This is a genomic window from Bacillus cereus group sp. BceL291, from assembly GCF_051776705.1.
Taxonomy (GTDB): domain Bacteria; phylum Bacillota; class Bacilli; order Bacillales; family Bacillaceae_G; genus Bacillus_A; species Bacillus_A cereus.
The window spans coordinates 23994-40463 of record NZ_JBPWAP010000026.1 but is presented as its reverse complement, the minus strand read 5'-3'; the positions used below and the strand labels follow the sequence as shown (position 1 = coordinate 40463).

Genomic DNA, 16470 nt, shown 5'->3' with positions numbered 1-16470 from the left:
TGTGATATGTAGATATTTCAATCGATAAAGTGAATCGGATTATATTTTGAAATAAGGACATGAAAGCTTGAAAATAAAGGGAATGAAAATACTTCTTTACGATATATAAACAGCTGTGTTTAAATGACCTTACAGTACAAAACTTATATGAAAACAAAATGAAATTTCATATTTACGTATGTTGTTTAGTTTAAAATGAATAATATTTTTATGCAATATATTCACTGTGTGAATGTGGGGATTTCGATGAAATAGAAAATTTATACAATATTATTCATACTAAACACATATGAAAAATAATGAAATGTTTTGTGACGATAAGTAAGTACTGTAGCAATACGAGAGAGGTGGTTCATACATAGATCACGTTGAGAACGTTCTCTATTTTAACCATCTCAAATTATGGGCAAGAAAATAGAATAATAAAATGCGATAGTAATAGTTGCTAATACATAGGAGGAGTTAAAGTGAAAAAGACTTTAATTACAGGGTTATTGGTTACAGCAGTATCTACGAGTTGCTTCATTCCTGTAAGCGCTTACGCTAAGGAGGGGCAAACGGAAGTGAAAACAGTATATGCGCAAAATGTAATTGCTCCAAATACATTATCCAACTCAATTAGAATGTTAGGATCACAATCACCGCTTATTCAAGCATACGGATTAATTATTTTGCAACAGCCAGACATTAAGGTAAATGCGATGAGTAGCTTAACGAATCATCAAAAGTTTGCAAAGGCGAATGTACGAGAGTGGATTGATGAATATAATCCGAAGCTAATTGACTTAAATCAAGAGATGATGAGATACAGCAATAGATTTAATAGCTATTATAGTAAGCTCTATGAACTAGCAGGAAACGTAAATGAAGATCAGCAAGCAAAATCAGATTTTATGAGTGCATATGGAAAATTACAATTGCAAGTACAGAGCATCCAAGAGAGTATGGAGCAAGATTTATTAGAGTTAAATCGATTTAAAACAGTATTAGACAAAGATAGTAACAATTTATCAATTAAAGCCGATGAAGCAATAAAAACACTGCAAGGATCAAGTGGAGATATTGTGAAATTAAGAGAAGATATTAAAAGAATTCAAGGGGAAATTCAAGCTGAACTAACTACTATTTTGAATAGACCTCAAGAAATTATTAAAGGTTCTATTAATATCGGTAAACAAGTATTTACAATCACAAATCAAACTGCACAAACGAAAACAATCGATTTTGTTTCTATCGGTACTTTAAGTAATGAAATTGTAAATGCTGCAGATAGTCAAACGAGAGAAGCAGCTCTTCGCATTCAGCAAAAGCAAAAAGAGTTATTGCCACTTATTCAAAAGTTATCACAAACTGAAGCAGAGGCGACTCAAATTACATTCGTTGAAGATCAAGTAAATAGCTTTACAGAATTAATTGATCGTCAAATTACAACTTTAGAAACGTTATTAACGGATTGGAAAGTTTTAAATAATAATATGATTCAAATTCAAACAAATGTTGAAGAAGGCACGTATACAGACAGTAGTTTACTTCAAAAACATTTTAATCAAATTAAAAAAGTAAGTGATGAAATGAATAAGCAAACAAATCAATTTGAAGATTACGTTACAAACGTTGAAGTACATTAAATAGAAAAATAATTAGCGATATAGGGAGAGAAGAAAAATGACAAAAAAACCTTATAAAGTAATGGCTCTATCAGCACTTATGGCAGTATTTGCAGCAGGAAATATTATGCCGGCTCATACGTATGCAGCTGAAAGTACAGTGAAACAAGCTCCAGTTCATGCGGTAGCAAAAGCTTATAATGACTATGAAGAATATTCATTAGGACCAGAAGGCTTGAAAGATGCAATGGAAAGAACAGGTTCAAATGCTTTAGTAATGGATCTGTATGCTTTAACAATTATTAAACAAGGTAATGTTAACTTTGGAAATGTATCGACTGTTGATGCAGCTTTAAAAGGAAAAGTGATTCAGCACCAAGATACAGCTAGAGGAAATGCGAAGCAATGGTTAGATGTATTAAAGCCACAGCTTATTTCAACGAATCAAAATATCATTAACTACAATACGAAATTCCAAAACTATTATGATACTTTAGTTGCTGCGGTAGATGCAAAAGATAAAGCGACTCTTACGAAAGGCCTAACTAGATTATCAAGTAGTATTAATGAAAATAAAGCGCAAGTGGATCAGTTAGTAGAAGATTTAAAGAAATTCCGAAATAAAATGACGTCGGATACGCAAAACTTCAAGGGTGATGCAAATCAAATTACATCTATATTAGCTAGTCAAGATGCAGGGATTCCACTTCTGCAAAATCAAATTACAACGTACAATGAAGCAATTAGTAAATATAATGCAATTATTATCGGTTCATCTGTTGCGACAGCTCTAGGACCAATTGCAATTATTGGTGGTGCAGTAGTTATTGCTACGGGCGCAGGAACACCGCTAGGAGTCGCATTAATTGCAGGTGGTGCAGCAGCTGTAGGCGGTGGTACAGCTGGTATCGTATTAGCGAAGAAAGAACTTGACAATGCACAAGCTGAAATTCAAAAAATAACTGGACAAATTACAACTGCTCAATTAGAAGTAGCTGGGTTAACGAACATTAAAACACAAACTGAGTATTTAACAAATACGATTGATACTGCAATTACAGCGTTGCAAAACATTTCAAATCAATGGTATACAATGGGATCAAAATACAATTCTTTACTTCAAAATGTGGATTCAATTAGTCCAAACGATCTTGTTTTCATTAAAGAAGATTTAAACATTGCGAAAGATAGCTGGAAAAACATTAAAGACTATGCAGAAAAGATTTATGCTGAAGATATTAAAGTAGTAGATACGAAAAAAGCATAATCGAATACGAATCGTTAGGGCGTTAAGTGTTGATGAATGATTTGAAGCTCCTGTTCAGTTGTGAGCAGGAGCTTTTGATATCCTTATAAAGAGAATAGGTGAAAAATATGCAGAAACGATTTTATAAAAAATGTCTTTTAGCGGTAATGATTGCTGGGGTGGCAACGAGTAACGCATTTCCTTTACATCCTTTTGCAGCAGAACAAAATGTAACGGTGCTACAAGAAAATGTGAAAAACTATTCTCTTGGACCAGCAGGATTCCAAGATGTAATGGCACAAACGACATCAAGCATATTTGCAATGGATTCATATGCAAAATTAATTCAAAATCAACAAGAGACGGATTTAAGTAAAATAAGTTCGATTAATAGTGAATTTAAAGGGAATATGATTCAGCATCAAAGAGATGCAAAAATTAATGCAGCATATTGGTTAAATAATATGAAGCCTCAAATTATGAAAACAGATCAAAATATTATAAATTACAATAATACTTTTCAATCGTATTATAATGACATGTTAATAGCGATTGATCAAAAGGATAGTGGAAAATTAAAAGCGGATTTAGAAAAGTTGTATGCGGATATTGTAAAGAATCAAAATGAGGTAGATGGATTATTAGGAAATTTGAAAGCTTTTCGCGATAGAATGGCGAAAGATACAAATAGTTTCAAAGAGGATACAAATCAGTTAACAGCGATATTGGCAAGTACGAATGCAGGTATTCCAGCTCTAGAGCAACAAATAAATACATATAACGATTCGATTAAAAAGAGTAATGATATGGTCATTGCTGGTGGCGTACTTTGCGTAGCTCTAATAACATGTCTTGCTGGCGGGCCGATGATTGCGGTTGCGAAAAAAGATATCGCAAATGCAGAAAGAGAAATCGCCAATTTAAAAGATAGAATTTCAGGAGCACAAGCAGAAGTCGTAATTTTGACTGATGTAAAAAATAAAACAACAAACATGACAGAAACAATTGATGCAGCAATTACAGCACTACAAAACATATCAAATCAATGGTATACAGTAGGTGCAAAATATAATAATTTACTACAAAACGTAAAAGGAATTAGTCCGGAAGAGTTTACGTTTATAAAAGAAGATTTACGTACAGCGAAAGATAGCTGGAAAGATGTAAAAGATTATACAGAAAAATTACATGAAGGTGTGGCAAAGTAAACAGTGGACTAGTTCTGCTGTTTATTTTTCATCCTGTTTTTTTGTGAGAGTTGAGCTTGTAATTATATATAAGTTTGTCATGTGTTTTATCAATGTGGCTATTAGGTAATAGTTAATCAAATTGATACGAATAACCTAAATAAATTTCTGATCAAGTCTTTTATATGTAATGTTTTAATGAAAAAAGCTATACTGTAAGCAAAACTAAAAATTGGAGAGGAAATACTACAACATGGAAAATTATCTATTATTTATCCTTACAGCAATGTTAATCATAATGATGCCTGGTCCTGGTTTTGCACTAGTTACAAAAAATACTATCTCGCATGGTAAAAATGGCGGGATAAAGACTGTTTTAGGAACGATATCTGGAATGATGATTCATACAATAATGGCTACGTTAGGACTTTCTGCTATCTTAATGAAATTTGCTATGTTATTTACATTTATAAAATATGCTGGGGCTGTTTATTTAATTTATTTAGCTGTAAAGTCAATTAAAAGTGCCTTACATAAAAAAGAAGATATGTCAGGTTCAGCAGAAATGGACTCTAAGGATATTGGGGCAATTAAAAGCTTTAGACAAGGATTTACTACGGCAATTTTAAATCCAAAAACCGCTGTATTTTTCCTTAGTTTTTTACCCCAATTTATTGTGAGTAATCAAAATCATTTCTTCCAATTTCTTTTGTTAGGACTCACATTTACGACTTTGACAGCAATATGGTATTTACTTTACATCTCACTCATACGTCAATTAAGAACTTTTTTAAGAAAAGAAAGAGTGAACCGTACAATAGAGGGTATTACAGGCGCCGTATTATTAGTATTTGGAGTTAGATTGTTTTTCCAAAAATAAATATGTAGATAAAACGAGAAATAAAAAAGTTGATTATTTCTCGTTTTATTCTTTAAAATCTGCAACAGAATCAGGATTTCCCCTCAAAGTATAAATTCCAAGAGGAACCGTTTTTTTATTTACTTATATACGTACAGCTGTACCACTGACAGCAACCATTAACATTCCATCACGAACAACTTCGTAATCTACGTCAATACCAACGATAGCGTTCGCACCCTTTTCTTTTGCAAGTTCTTTCATTTCGCCCATTGCAATATCACGAGCGTCTTTTAGTTTACTTTCATAAGCACCAACACGGCCACCGACAACATCACGAACGGAAGCGAATACATCGCGGACAATATTTGCACCCATAATAGCTTCACCATTTACAATATCAATATACTCAATAATCTCTTTACCTTGAATTCCAGAAGTTGTTGTTACAATCATGACTGACACTCTCCTAATATTTTATAATTTTTGATTAGCTTTCTTATGTCATAGAAAAAGTAGTTCTGGTGCCAAAAATGCTTGATAGAAACATAGAATATTTTTGGCATCAGAAACAAGTCTAGTTTCTTACAGAATGAAAGCAAGGCAATTGTTTAACATGTGTATCGCTATAACATATGCAATGGATCTTTTAGAAATAAGATAAGCCGCAGTAAGTATCAACGATCCAGGTAAATAAATAGCAATATCCGCAAGTTGGTTCGTATGAAGAAGTGTAAAAATCATAATCGAAATGATAGATGCAATAGCAGTACCAATATGGTAAGAAAAACGATTTATTAATATGTGGCGAAACACAATTTCTTCAAGTGTTGGACCCAGAATACCAAATACAAGCAATGTAAATACAAGAGGTACCTCTGCACCCGTTTCAAGGAGCTGCTCTTGGTTCTCTGGTTGACCAGTTGCTAGAAAATGCATAACACATTGTTCCACAATTAACGTAAATAAAACTACCATAGGAATACTTACTATTTTCAAAATTGTCTTCTCTTTAAAATAAGTAAAACTTTCAATAATTTCTTTCCTAAAGCAAATGATTCCTACAATAGCAGGTACAGTAAAACCGATGGCACTAAGAACAAATTCTGATTCAACTAAATTGACATTAGCTAAAAGTGATATGCCAAATAATATGTACAAGCCAATTTGAAATGGTACAAACAGTGTAAAGATTATTAGCATAATGATTTCTTTTTTATTCATTTTTATAAAGTTCACTGTATTGCCCCCATAATTAAATTACCTATAATTTTTGATTTTTCTTTCTGCATAACGCTCTCCTTCTAAATATATTTATATAAGATTATAAACCGGACGGTTCGGTCTGAATCGAAATCTAATGATACTACAAGTTTCTAGTTTTTTAAACCCTTTTTATAAAGTATTAACAAAATCAAAATGGAAAAAAGCAAATATATTTATATTTCAGTTGCTTTGTTACAATTTAATTCCAGTAATCATTAATGGTTAATCTTTTATAGAATGAAGTGAAAGTGGGAGTAGTTCAAACACTTTAGCTAAACATATTGATAAAAATTATATATAATAATCATATGTCTATACATTAAAATTAACTATATATTTTTACACCTCTACGATTTTAGATAAAATTAGTTGTATAATATGACTGAATTAAACAATTGGTCATGTTTTTTTGACGGAAAATTCACTTAATTTATGTAGGTAATACAATTTGATTAACTTCTTTTCAAACTGTATTGTTTGAGGTTTCCATAAGATAGGGATTGATAAGATATTTCTGTTCCAAACTTATTTATACTTACAAAAAAATTAAGAAAATAGAGGGTAAACATTACCTAGAATATTAGGATCGTTTTCATTAGGAGGATTACAAAGCATGACTAAAGTTGATAAGGTTAAAGAAAAAATTATTGAAACATCTTTATATTTATTTAATACTAATGGGATAACTCGCACATCCATCCAGGATATAATGACAGCTACTGAACTACCTAAAGGATCTATTTATCGTAGATTCAAAAGTAAAGAAGAAATTGTCCTTGCTGCCTACGACAAAAGTGGTGAGATTATGTGGAGTCATTTTCATAAAGCAATGGAAAATAAAAAGACAGCAATTGATAAAATCCTTGCAATTTTCCTTGTATATCAAGATGCAGCTAATAATCCTCCTATTGCTGGAGGCTGTCCATTACTTAATAGTGCCATTGAAAGTACTGGAGTATTTCCAGAATTACAAAAAGCAGCAGCAAAAGGTTATGATGATACAGTAATGTTAATGGCTTCTCTCATAAAAGAAGGAATAGAGAAACAAGAATTTAAAGAAGATATAGAGGTTATATCACTCGCTTCCTTTCTTGCCTCTTCAATGGAGGGGGCTATTATGGCAAGTCGAGTATCTAACGATAATATACACCATCATTATTTTATTGAACAAATAAAACATCATCTTTTCACTTATTCTAAATAAGTGAGAACTTGCATTGTTTCCATCCAATTTTTATAAAATTAAATTGAGTAAATACCCCTTATAAATAGTAACTTCTGTTTATAAGGGGTATTTGAATAGTTTTTAGATGATGTTTCATGTTTCTTATTGAACGGCTTTGTTATCGTTACTACAGAAAAAATGTGAATTAAATGTTAATTGATTTACATGTTTCAAGCGTATCTATATTGAGTTTGTAAATCTACACAATAAGTTTTCATTATATATTAAGTGTAGTAGAAGTTCAGATAGATAAAATTCGGTAGTCGAATTTTTTTGCATAAAGCTGTATAATGCTTGTAACGAAAGGGAAATACAGGAAGGGATTTGTAATGAGTTACTATGGAAAAAGATAAACAACAATTAAGCGTTGAAGTTGCAAGATTATATTATCAATCAGATTATAGTCAGCAAGAAATTGCTAACAAATTAAATATTTCAAGACCAACAATTTCTAGATTGTTAAAGTACGCGAAAGAAAAAGGGTTTGTTCAAATTAGCATCGCTGATCCATTTGCGGATTTAGATAACGTCGGGAATTTACTGAAAGAAAAGTATAACTTATTAGAGGCACATGTTGTATTTTCTCCAGTTCCGGAATATGCAACGATTACAGAGTATATTAGCAAATATGCAGCTGAGTATATGGAAAAGACGGTTAAAAACGGTGATATTGTTGGTGTAAGCTGGGGAATGACGATGTATGAAATCGCTAGAAAAATCGTACCGCAACATGTAAAAGGGGTAGAGGTTGTTCAGTTAAAAGGTGGTATTAGTCATTCGAGTGTAAATACATATGCGAATGAAACAATCGCTTTATTTGCAGATGCTTTTCAAACGACGCCAAGAAATCTCCCCCTTCCAGTTATATTTGATAATGCAGTGACAAAAGAATTAGTAGAGCAGGATCGACATATTCATCACATTATCGAAATGGGGAAACAAGCGAATATTGCAATTTTCACTGTAGGAACAGTGCGAGACGAAGCGCTATTATTCCGATTAGGTTATTTCGATAAGGATGAAACGAGTTTACTCAAAAAACAATCGGTCGGTGACATTTGTTCACGATTCTTTGATGGGGACGGAAATATTAGTAGTGAAGAAATTAATAAGCGGACCATTGGAATTGAGTTAGAAGAACTGAAATTAAAGAAACGCTCTATTTTAGTTGCAGGTGGTAATAGAAAAATCAAAGCAATTGATGGTGCGTTACGTGGCGGGTATGCAAATGTATTAATTATCGATCAGCATACAGCAAAAGAATTGTTACATTATCAAAAAGATTAGAAATAAAAGGCGTTCTCAAGATGTTAATTTTGAGAACGCCTTTTATTTTGTTATGTATGAATGATAGGAGTTTTTTTGAACACAAATTGCCTTTTTAAAAATAATTATGGATATGGAGATACATACTACCATTGTTAACATAAAAATTTTGATTATATATTTGAAATGTTCTTTGTTAGAATGCGCTTTATTTACTACAAGAAAATTCCTTTTAAAAAAGAATGAACAAAATTTCAAAAGTGTATTTACATTTGTTCAACTAAGAGTTAGAATGAAGTTGTTAAAAGATATGAGGAGTGAAGATAATGAACATTGCAAAGTTAATTGACCATACAATTTTAAAAGCTAATACTACTAAAGAAGATGTTATGAAAGTAATCGAAGAAGCAAAGGAATATAAATTCGCTTCTGTTTGTATTAACCCAACATGGGTAAAATTAGCGGCTGATGAACTAGCTGGACATGATGTAGACGTTTGTACTGTAATCGGTTTCCCATTAGGAGCAAGCACGACTGAAACAAAAGCATTTGAAACAAAAGATGCTATTGCAAAAGGTGCAACTGAAGTTGATATGGTAATCAACGTAGGCGCTTTAAAAGATGGTGACAACGAACTTGTTGAAAAAGACATTTATGAAGTAGTACAAGCAGCAAAAGGAAAAGCTCTTGTAAAAGTAATCATTGAAACTTGCCTATTAACAGATGAAGAGAAAGTACGCGCTTGTGAATTATCAGTAAAAGCTGGTGCTGACTTCGTAAAAACTTCAACTGGATTCTCAACTGGCGGAGCAACTGCTGAAGATATCGCATTAATGCGTAAAACAGTAGGACCAAACGTTGGTGTAAAAGCATCTGGCGGTGTTCGTACACGTGAAGATGCAGACAAAATGGTAGCTGCTGGAGCTTCTCGCGTTGGAGCAAGTGCTAGTGTTGCAATCGTATTAAATGATGCAAAAGGTGCTACAGATAACTACTAATCATTAATGAAGTGAAGAGCAATAGATACACAAAGTAAAGTGTATCTATTGCTTTAATAATTGAAAAAAATGTAAGCGGATACGAATGGGAGGAGACGGCTTATGAAATACTTAATTGGTATTTTTGGCCTCGTATTGATTTTAGGTATCGCTTGGCTTGCTAGTAATAATAGAAAGAAAGTCAAATATCGCCCAATCATAACGATGGTTATATTACAATTTATTTTGGGGTTTTTATTATTAAATACAAGTGTAGGGAATATATTAATTAGCGGAATAGCAGATGGTTTTGGAGAGTTATTAAAATATGCCGCTGATGGTGTGAATTTCGTATTTGGTGGATTAGTAAATCAAAAAGAGTTTTCGTTCTTTTTAAGTGTATTAATGCCAATCGTATTTATATCAGCTTTAATAGGTATTTTGCAACACATTAAAGTATTACCTATTATTGTGAAATCTATCGGTCTAGCATTAAGTAAAGTAAATGGAATGGGGAAACTAGAATCATATAATGCAGTTGCTTCTGCGATTTTAGGACAATCTGAAGTGTTTATTTCAGTTAAGAAACAATTAGGGTTATTGCCAGAGAAAAGAATGTATACATTATGTGCATCTGCAATGTCTACCGTTTCAATGTCTATCGTCGGATCATATATGGTGTTATTAAAACCGCAATATGTTGTAACCGCTTTAGTGCTTAACTTATTCGGTGGCTTCATCATTGCTTCTATCATTAACCCGTATGAAGTTACTGAGGAAGAAGATATGTTAGAAGTACAAGAAGAAGAGAAAAAGACTTTCTTTGAAGTATTAGGGGAATACATTATTGATGGATTTAAAGTTGCGATTACAGTAGCAGCTATGTTAGTCGGTTTCGTTGCTCTTATCGCATTCATTAATGCAGTATTTAAAGGTGTAATCGGTATTTCATTCCAAGAAATTCTTGGTTATGTATTTGCACCATTTGCATTTATTATGGGTGTACCTTGGCATGAAGCAGTTAATGCTGGAAATATTATGGCAACAAAATTAGTATCGAATGAATTTGTCGCTATGACAGATTTAGCACAAGGAAACTTTAATTTCTCAGATAGAACGACAGCGATTATATCTGTATTCTTAGTTTCATTTGCAAACTTCTCTTCAATTGGGATTATTGCAGGGGCGGTTAAGAGCTTAAATGAAAAGCAAGGGAATGTAGTCGCAAGATTTGGTTTGAAATTACTATTCGGTGCAACATTAGTAAGTTTCTTATCAGCAACAATCGTTGGCTTATTATTTTAATAGATTCGTATCATATAAAAAGGAATGGTGATTGTAATGAGAATGGTAGATATTATTGCAAAAAAACGTGACGGCAAAGAATTAACGACTGAAGAAATCAAATTCTTTATTAATGGATATACAGACGGAAGTATTCCTGATTATCAAGTGAGTGCGCTTGCAATGGCAATCTTCTTTAAAGATATGACAGATCGCGAACGTGCAGATTTAACGATGGCGATGGTTGAGTCTGGTGAAACGATCGACTTGTCAGCAATTGAAGGAATTAAAGTAGATAAACATTCAACTGGCGGTGTTGGTGATACGACAACATTAGTATTAGGACCATTAGTAGCTGCTTTAGATGTACCAGTAGCAAAAATGTCTGGTCGTGGTTTAGGACATACAGGCGGAACAATTGATAAATTAGAAGCGGTAGAAGGATTCCACGTTGAAATTACGAAAGAGCAGTTCATTGATATTGTAAACCGTGACAAAGTAGCTGTTATTGGACAAACAGGAAACTTAACACCTGCAGATAAAAAGATTTATGCATTACGCGATGTAACAGGAACGGTTAACTCAATTCCTCTCATTGCAAGTTCAATTATGAGTAAAAAAATTGCAGCAGGTGCTGACGCAATCGTACTTGATGTAAAAACAGGTGCTGGTGCATTTATGAAAACAGAAGAAGATGCAAAAGAATTAGCACATGCAATGGTACGTATCGGAAATAATGTAGGACGTCAAACTATGGCTGTTATTTCAGACATGTCACAACCGCTTGGTTTTGCGATTGGTAACGCTCTAGAAGTAAAAGAAGCGATTGATACGTTAAAAGGTGAAGGTCCAGAAGATTTAACAGAATTAGTACTTGTATTAGGTAGCCAAATGGTCGTACTTGCGAAAAAAGCAAATACGTTAGAAGAAGCTCGTGAAATGCTAATTGAAGTGATGAAAAACGGAAAAGCAACTGAGAAGTTTAAAGAGTTCTTAAGCAATCAAGGCGGAGATAGCTCAATTGTAGACAATCCAGAAAAAATGCCACAGGCGAAGTATGTAATTGATGTACCTGCAAAAACTTCAGGTGTTATTTCTAACATTGTTGCAGATGAGATTGGTATTGCAGCTATGTTACTTGGTGCAGGTCGTGCAACGAAGGAAGATGAAATCGATTTAGCAGTAGGATTAATGTTACGTAAAAAAGTTGGCGATGCAGTAAAAGAAGGCGAGCCATTCGTAACAATCTACGCAAATCGTGAAAATGTAGAAGATGTAAAAGCAAAAATTTATGAGAACATCTCTATCGCTGAAACAGCAGTGGCTCCTAAATTAGTTCATACAGTTATTACTGACTAATCATCATTTCGTTTACTTTGAGGGGGAAATAATATGGGTAAGAAAAAATATATTGAAGAAGCAAACAAGATGTTATCGAAAGCGTATATTCCGTATTCTAAATTTCCTGTTGGCGCAGCGTTAGTTACGAAAGAAGGGAAAATCTATACTGGTTGTAATATAGAAAATGCTTCTTACGGTTTATGTAACTGTGCAGAAAGAACAGCAATATTTAAAGCAGTATCAGAAGGTGAGCGCGATTTTAGTTACTTAGTTATTACAGGAGAAACTGATGGACCGATTTCACCATGTGGTGCGTGTAGACAAGTAATTGCTGAATTCTGTGATCCGAAAATGCCTGTATTATTAACGAATGTAAAAGGCGATGAAAAAGAAGTGACTGTTGAGCAGTTACTGCCAGGTGCTTTCTCAATAGAAGATTTAAAATAAATTGAAAAGCCATTCTACAATTATTATTTGTGGAATGGCTTTTTTATTTTCAAAAATTGAATGTAATATTTTGTTCATACTCCGTTCATAAACTTTGCTTAAAATAATTGCAGCGAATATAGAAAGTTTACAACAGGAGGAATAGAATGAAGAAATTATATAATGCGGCATTTATTTACTTAATTATTGGTTTATTATCAGGTGTATTTGCAAGAGAGTATTCGAAAGCACAAGGAATTAAAGGATCCACAATGTTGCAATTAGTGCATACACATGTATTAGTGCTCGGTTTTGTATTCTTTTTAATTGCTTTAGCCTTATGTAAAGTGTTTCATGTACAAGAAACAAAGAGCTTTTGTGCATGGTTTGTTGTTTATAATGTAGGAGTAATCTTTACTATTGTTACAATGCTATGGAGAGGTCTTCTACAAGTAAATGGAACTGACTTTTACGGTTTAAGCCATATGGCTGGATTAGGTCATGTTATTATAAGTATCGGGCTCGTTTGGTTTATGATTTTGCTCAAAAAGTCTTTTAAATAGATAGGAGTGGGAAGAGTATGATAGCACTTTTATCAAGTATTTTAGCGGTTTGTATGGCTGTTGGTGTCATGTTTCTGCGCTTTAAAGCAGCGAAAAAACCGGTAACGAAAAAGAAAATTATATTGCCGCCAATTTTTATGAGTACTGGAGCAATGATGTACTTTTTACCGGAATTCCGATTAACGTCGTTAGAAATAATAGAAGCAATTATTGCAGGGCTTATTTTCTCTGTATTTCTTATAAAAACAACGAAGTTTGAAATAAGAGACGAACAAATATATATGAAACCGTCAAAAGCATTTATATTTATTTTAGTCGGATTATTAGCTGTACGAGTAGCGTTGAAATCATATTTAAGTCAATCGATTGATTTAGCGGAGTTAAGTGGAATGTTTTTCTTACTTGCATTTGCGATGATTGTGTCGTGGAGAATTGCGATGTATCGCTCGTTTACTAAATTAAAAAAGACAATAAAAAGAGCTGGAATTTCTATATAGGAAATCCAGCTCTTTTTATGTTTTATTAGAATTCTTTAGCTCGGAACTCATTTGCTTAATTTTAAACGTATTTGAGCATCTTGTAATGCAGCAGGTGTAACGTTAAGACCATTTTGATCAACAATTTTTGTGTTTAATAAAATGGAATCTAAGCTTCCACGAAATGTTTGTGTATAGTTTTGGCGCAACATTTGTTGTTCTTGTTTTTCATCAACTGTTAATCCATTCGCTTTTTCTTTTTTTGACAATTCGTTAATACGGAATAAAATGTTTTGCATTTTGTTCACCTCTTATTTAAGTTTAAATTAGCAACTTACTAATTTATAGTTATTGTAACTTGTTTAGTTGCTTGTGTCAATACTATCTAAAATTTAGTTAAAAATTGACGAAAAATTATAACAATAATAGAATGAAGTGTATTGAATAATTAGTTTTACAATTATACATAAAACGCTAGGGGGATTATCATGAAATCAACATTTTTTGCTCAAAATAGAGAACGATTAGCAAACACATTACCAGAGGGATCTATTACGATTTTATTTGCGGGACAAGCACCGCATATGTCAGCTGATGCACATTATAAATTTGTACCGAATCGTAATTTTTACTACTTAACGGGAATCGATGAACCAAATGTTATTTTTATGCTGAAAAAGGTTGGAAGTAGTGTTGAAGAAACACTTTTCATTGAAAAGGCAGATCCAGTAATGGAAAAATGGGTCGGTAAAACAGTTTCTAACGAAGAAGCAGAGAAAATTTCAGGTATAAAGAAAGTTATATATTTAGATAGCTTTGAAAAGACAATGTCAAATATACTTTTTACAGAAAATGCGAAGCATCTATATTTAGATATAGAACGTCGTGATTGGAATGGTACGGAGACAAAAACATTAGCATTTGCTAAACATGTAAGAGAAAAATACCCACACGTAACAATTGGTAATGTATATCCGAACATTTGTGAATTACGAGTATTTAAAACAGAGGAAGAAATTGAAATTATTAAAGAAGCGATTGCTATAACGAAAGACGGTATTTACAACGTACTTAAGCATGCAAAAGCAGGCATGATGGAGTATGAATTAGAAGCACAATTTGATTTTACACTGAAGTCATCTGGAATTAAGTACCATGCGTTCAATACAATTTTGGCGAGTGGGAAAAATGCTACAGTTCTTCATTATGAAGATAATGATGCACAAATTCAAAATGATGACTTAGTATTACTAGATTTAGGTGCTCAAAAAGACTACTATAACGCTGATATTAGTTATACATTCCCAGCAAATGGAACATTCTCTAGTCGCCAAAAACAAATTTATAATATTGTATTAAAAGCATTAAAAGAAACAACAGAGATTATTAAGCCAGGATTAAAGTTCGCTGCATTAAATGAGCATACAAAAAAGGTACTGGCAGAAGAGTGTAAAGCAATTGGTTTAATTCAAGAAGATGAAGAGTTATCAAAATACTATTATCATGGTGTCAGCCATTTCCTTGGTTTAGATACACATGATGTAGGAACATATAAAGATAGAGTGTTAGAAGAAGGTATGGTTATAACAATTGAACCTGGTCTTTATATTGAAGGAGAATCAATTGGAATTCGTATTGAAGATGACATTCTTGTAACGAAAGACGGGTATGAAAACTTGTCAAAAGATATCATTAGGGAAGTTGAAGAAATTGAAGAATTTATGAGTGTAAATAATGAACATGTAAAAGGAAACCAAGCTGTAGTTAAATAATAAAAGAGTCATCACTAATTTATTTGAACTTTATCTCGAATCGTGGACAATTAAAAAATCCATGATTCGGGATAGGGTTCTTTTCTTCGAAATACTAATCTTTAATTATTAATCCTAATAAAGTAGCAAACTGAACAGCTTGATATGTCGATACTTTACATCCTCTTAAATCGTTCACTGAAACTGTAAGTGTATCAAAGGTAGAAGAACTAATATCTATCCCCTTCAGTGATGTCTGATCAAAATTAGCTTCATCAAGACTACATAATTGGAATTCAACTTTTTTAAGTTTACAGTCAAAAAAATCTGCATTATTTAATGAAGTTTCATTGAAGATGATTTTTTCTAGTTTAGAATTTCCAAATGCCGCTAAATTCAAAATTGAATTCTCAAATTTAACATTTCCTAAGCTAGATCCTGTGAAATTTACTCCGATTAATTTACTGTTTTTAAATTCGACTCTGTGAACAGAAGAATTGCTTAAATTAACATTTGATAAATCACAGTTTTCAAAACAAACATCTGTAATATCAATATTGCTAAAGTCTGTATTAGTAAACTTACAGTTTTTTATCACCGTATCATATAACCGCACTCTATCTACAGATTCATTTTCGAAAGTGGAGTCTATAATTTCACACACTTCCAATGTTGGATCTTCTTCATAAAAAATATCTTGAAAATTCTTTGAAGATAACTCTGGTGAAATTTTTGGTCTATCAATTTTCATCGTATATCAATCCTCTTCTATTTGATATATTTGTGTAATTTGAGTCCATTGTCTGTGAGGAACATTAGTTCTTATTATACAAAAATCTAAGTTCTTTTGTGAAGAGCATTTTAGCTACATTTTTCTTATTTAATAATAGCAGTGTTATTGTTTCTTAAGAAATAACGTCAAAACAAATACGAGAACGGCTAATATAGTCGCTACAAGGAAAGCATTTTGTATTACTAAAATATTCGTCTCTTGTA

At 32.5% G+C, this 16470-nt stretch carries 17 protein-coding genes; 13 read left to right on the top strand and 4 right to left on the bottom strand.

Annotated features, from left to right (window positions below; translation table 11 throughout):
• The first annotated feature begins 467 nt into the window (after positions 1-467).
• The 4 genes from nheA (at position 468) to ACS2CR_RS17450 (ending at position 4920) form a co-directional block, all read left to right on the top strand.
• Positions 468-1628 carry a non-hemolytic enterotoxin NHE subunit A gene (gene nheA / locus ACS2CR_RS17465; RefSeq protein ID WP_000751824.1) on the top strand — a complete coding sequence of 387 codons (1161 nt, stop codon included), beginning with the start codon at positions 468-470 and terminating at the stop codon, positions 1626-1628.
• A gap of 37 nt (positions 1629-1665) precedes the next feature.
• The gene (gene nheB / locus ACS2CR_RS17460; RefSeq protein ID WP_000162975.1) at positions 1666-2874 is read left to right on the top strand and encodes a non-hemolytic enterotoxin NHE subunit B; all 1209 of its coding nucleotides are present in this window, start codon (positions 1666-1668) and stop codon (positions 2872-2874) included.
• Between the two features lie 107 nt (positions 2875-2981).
• A complete protein-coding gene (nheC, locus tag ACS2CR_RS17455) occupies positions 2982-4061 on the top strand; it encodes a non-hemolytic enterotoxin NHE subunit C (protein ID WP_053514136.1) in 1080 nt (359 codons plus the stop codon).
• Positions 4062-4293: 232 nt separating this feature from the next.
• Positions 4294-4920, top strand: coding sequence for a LysE family translocator (locus ACS2CR_RS17450; RefSeq protein ID WP_000432999.1), 627 nt, complete (start codon positions 4294-4296; stop codon positions 4918-4920).
• 123 nt (positions 4921-5043) lie between these two features.
• Here the strand turns inward: ACS2CR_RS17450 and ACS2CR_RS17445 are convergent, their stop codons facing one another.
• Positions 5044-5355, bottom strand: coding sequence for a heavy metal-binding domain-containing protein (locus ACS2CR_RS17445; protein ID WP_000637518.1), 312 nt, complete (start codon positions 5353-5355; stop codon positions 5044-5046).
• Positions 5356-5484: 129 nt separating this feature from the next.
• Positions 5485-6138, bottom strand: a complete 654-nt coding sequence (locus tag ACS2CR_RS17440) for a CPBP family intramembrane glutamic endopeptidase (protein ID WP_001009295.1) — start codon at positions 6136-6138, stop codon at positions 5485-5487.
• Positions 6139-6778: 640 nt separating this feature from the next.
• Here ACS2CR_RS17440 and ACS2CR_RS17435 point away from each other — a divergent pair.
• From ACS2CR_RS17435 to ACS2CR_RS17400, 8 genes are all read left to right on the top strand, one after another.
• On the top strand, positions 6779-7369 hold the full coding sequence (locus ACS2CR_RS17435; protein ID WP_000169648.1) for a TetR/AcrR family transcriptional regulator: 591 nt from the start codon (positions 6779-6781) through the stop codon (positions 7367-7369).
• Positions 7370-7729: 360 nt separating this feature from the next.
• Complete coding sequence (locus tag ACS2CR_RS17430; protein ID WP_000409782.1) at positions 7730-8677, top strand: sugar-binding transcriptional regulator; 948 nt, start codon at positions 7730-7732, stop codon at positions 8675-8677.
• 305 nt (positions 8678-8982) lie between these two features.
• A complete protein-coding gene (deoC, locus tag ACS2CR_RS17425) occupies positions 8983-9654 on the top strand; it encodes a deoxyribose-phosphate aldolase (RefSeq protein WP_001017441.1) in 672 nt (223 codons plus the stop codon).
• 102 nt (positions 9655-9756) lie between these two features.
• Positions 9757-10938, top strand: coding sequence for a NupC/NupG family nucleoside CNT transporter (locus ACS2CR_RS17420; protein ID WP_000876173.1), 1182 nt, complete (start codon positions 9757-9759; stop codon positions 10936-10938).
• 36 nt (positions 10939-10974) lie between these two features.
• Positions 10975-12276 carry a pyrimidine-nucleoside phosphorylase gene (locus tag ACS2CR_RS17415; protein WP_001983022.1) on the top strand — a complete coding sequence of 434 codons (1302 nt, stop codon included), beginning with the start codon at positions 10975-10977 and terminating at the stop codon, positions 12274-12276.
• A 33-nt stretch (positions 12277-12309) separates the two neighbouring features.
• Complete coding sequence (locus ACS2CR_RS17410) at positions 12310-12705, top strand: cytidine deaminase (protein ID WP_000516778.1); 396 nt, start codon at positions 12310-12312, stop codon at positions 12703-12705.
• Between the two features lie 146 nt (positions 12706-12851).
• Positions 12852-13247, top strand: coding sequence for a DUF2871 domain-containing protein (locus ACS2CR_RS17405; RefSeq protein ID WP_000737864.1), 396 nt, complete (start codon positions 12852-12854; stop codon positions 13245-13247).
• 17 nt (positions 13248-13264) lie between these two features.
• Positions 13265-13744, top strand: a complete 480-nt coding sequence (locus ACS2CR_RS17400; RefSeq protein ID WP_000561044.1) for a CcdC family protein — start codon at positions 13265-13267, stop codon at positions 13742-13744.
• A 47-nt stretch (positions 13745-13791) separates the two neighbouring features.
• Here ACS2CR_RS17400 and ACS2CR_RS17395 read toward each other — a convergent pair whose 3' ends face one another.
• A complete protein-coding gene (locus tag ACS2CR_RS17395; protein WP_001179612.1) occupies positions 13792-14022 on the bottom strand; it encodes a DUF896 domain-containing protein in 231 nt (76 codons plus the stop codon).
• A 189-nt stretch (positions 14023-14211) separates the two neighbouring features.
• On the opposite strand from ACS2CR_RS17395, the gene ACS2CR_RS17390 reads away from it, so the two are divergent.
• The gene (locus ACS2CR_RS17390) at positions 14212-15495 is read left to right on the top strand and encodes an aminopeptidase P family protein (protein WP_053514133.1); all 1284 of its coding nucleotides are present in this window, start codon (positions 14212-14214) and stop codon (positions 15493-15495) included.
• A gap of 94 nt (positions 15496-15589) precedes the next feature.
• On the opposite strand, the gene ACS2CR_RS17385 is transcribed toward ACS2CR_RS17390, so the two are convergent.
• Positions 15590-16225: a pentapeptide repeat-containing protein gene (locus ACS2CR_RS17385; protein WP_030025077.1), complete on the bottom strand. Its 636-nt coding sequence runs from the start codon at positions 16223-16225 to the stop codon at positions 15590-15592.
• Between the last annotated feature and the right edge of the window lie 245 nt (positions 16226-16470).